The following is a 2,309-nucleotide window of genomic DNA, read 5'->3' on the forward strand; positions in this document are numbered from 1 at the left end:
CAGCAAACATGAAAGTGCGTTAAGGGGCAATTCATGCTGACCGCGTCGTGACACGCAAGCAGTCTTAACGGGCTTGTAAAGGGTGCCGAGATTGGCCAAAACGCGCTTTGCCAAATTCATGACGTTGGGTAAGCGGCTGACGCAAGGAGAAGATATGATTTTGCGACTGAAGGAGCGGCTCGGCAAAAGGTTTGAGGAAGAAGTCCAATTCTTCAAAGGCTGGCAGAAGGACAAGAAGGGCGTGGGAGCCCTTATTCCCACTTCGGTTTATGCGGCACGCCGGATGGCAAGCGTGGTGAACCCACGGTCAGGATTGCCGATTCTGGAGCTTGGCGCGGGAACCGGTGTGATCACAAAGGCGATCCTGGCTAGGGGAATCAAGCCGCGCCAGCTGGTTTCAGTCGAATATTCCAGGATTTTCTACGACGGCCTGGTGCAACGCTTCCCGAATGTGGACTTCAGATTGGGCGACGCATTTGCGCTGGACGAAGCTCTGGGTGAGCGGAAAGGTGAACAGTTCGATTGTGTTATAAGTGCAGTCCCGCTGTTGAGCTTTCCAATGCAACAGCGTGTCGCGCTGGTTGAGGATCTGCTTGCCCGTATTCCTGCGGGCCGGCCCCTAATTCAGATCACGTATGGACTTCTATCGCCGGTGATCAAGATGCCAGACCGTTACGTGGTTTCCCACTATGACTTCGTCGTCCGCAACATACCGCCGGCACAGCTCTGGACTTATCGTCGAGCAGTCTAGCCAAATCTGGACGGTTTCCTTCTCTGAGGGTTCCGCTGAGGGGTGGCCTTGCACCCAAATAGGATGTGGAACAGAGCAGGGGCAGATGCCAGATTGCCAAGAAGACGACGCGGTCCTGGTTTGATTTGGCAGTGGGCGGGCCAAATGCGCTTGACAAAGCCGCGCCGGCCCGTTCAACCTGAGGCATTCACCAGGGGAGTCCCGGCAAGGGGCTGAGATACTGCTGGCTTTCGCGGCGCAGTGACCCGTTGAACCTGATCCAGTTCATACTGGCGTAGGGACGGTGCAAGCGCTCTGCGGGAGTTCACGCCCGAGGTCCTGTTTCGGCAGGTCCACAGAAGCGTCTTTTCATCCTTCCGGCACAGAACTGGGTCTCCAATGCATGAGCAAAGGAGCCTCACGATGAATGCCCTCACCCCAGCCGTCTCAACGGGACCGCTGCCCGCCTCACGGAAAATCCACAAGCCCGGTGCCATCCACCCGCAGATCAGGGTGCCGATGCGCGAAATCTCCGTCCATCCGACGGCCGGCGAGCCGCCCGTCATCGTCTACGATTCGTCCGGCCCCTATACCGACTCGACTGTCGAGACCAGTATCGAAAAGGGCCTTGCGCGGCTTCGCCACGAATGGGTCAGCGCGCGCGGCGATGTCGAAGCCTATGACGGCCGTCATGTCCGGCCGGAAGACAACGGATTCGCGGCGGGCGAGCGCCTGACACCGGAATTTCCCGTTCGCAACCGGCCGCTCAGGGCCAAGGCCGGCAAGGCGGTGACCCAGCTTGCCTACGCGCGCGCCGGCATCATTACGCCTGAGATGGAGTTCGTCGCCGTCCGTGAGAACCTCGGCCGCGAGATCGTCCGCGGTAGCGTGCTGCGCGACGGCGAAGCCTTCGGCGCGGCGCTTCCCGATTTCGTCACGCCGGAATTCGTGCGCGACGAGGTGGCGCGCGGACGCGCGATCATTCCCGCCAACATCAATCATCCCGAGAGCGAGCCGATGATCATCGGCCGCAATTTCCTGGTCAAGATCAACGCCAATATCGGTAACTCCGCCGTCACATCGTCCATGGCCGAAGAGGTCGAAAAGATGGTGTGGGCGATCCGCTGGGGCGCAGACACGGTCATGGACCTGTCGACCGGCCGCAACATCCACAACATCCGCGACTGGATCGTGCGCAACTCGCCGGTACCGATCGGCACGGTGCCGCTTTACCAGGCGCTCGAGAAGGTCGGCGGCATCGCCGAGGATCTGACCTGGGAGGTCTACCGCGACACGCTGATCGAACAGGCCGAGCAAGGCGTCGACTATTTCACCATCCATGCAGGAGTGCGGCTGCATTACATCCCGCTGACCGTTGACCGGGTCACGGGCATCGTCTCGCGCGGCGGCTCGATCATGGCCAAATGGTGCCTTCACCACCATCGGGAAAGCTTCCTCTACGAGCATTTTGCGGAGATCTGCGACATCGCCAGAGCCTACGACGTGTCCTTCTCGCTCGGCGACGGCCTTCGTCCGGGCTCCATCGCCGATGCCAACGACGCGGCGCAGTTCGCCGAGT

Annotated in this window: 2 protein-coding genes and 1 riboswitch; both genes read left to right on the plus strand. The window is 60.3% G+C overall.

Features of this window, described 5'->3' with window-relative positions; translation table 11 throughout:
* The first annotated feature begins 154 nt into the window (after window positions 1-154).
* Window positions 155-751, plus strand: a complete 597-nt coding sequence (gene pmtA / locus NKH02_RS34265) for a phospholipid N-methyltransferase PmtA (RefSeq protein WP_352884246.1) — start codon at window positions 155-157, stop codon at window positions 749-751.
* Between the two features lie 182 nt (window positions 752-933).
* Window positions 934-1,050: riboswitch (TPP riboswitch) on the plus strand.
* A 103-nt stretch (window positions 1,051-1,153) separates the two neighbouring features.
* Window positions 1,154-2,309: phosphomethylpyrimidine synthase ThiC (gene thiC / locus NKH02_RS34270; RefSeq protein WP_352884243.1), on the plus strand; the 1,156-nt coding region annotated here is incomplete at its 3' end.

This window comes from Mesorhizobium sp. M1396 (assembly GCF_040317725.1).
Lineage (GTDB): Bacteria > Pseudomonadota > Alphaproteobacteria > Rhizobiales > Rhizobiaceae > Mesorhizobium.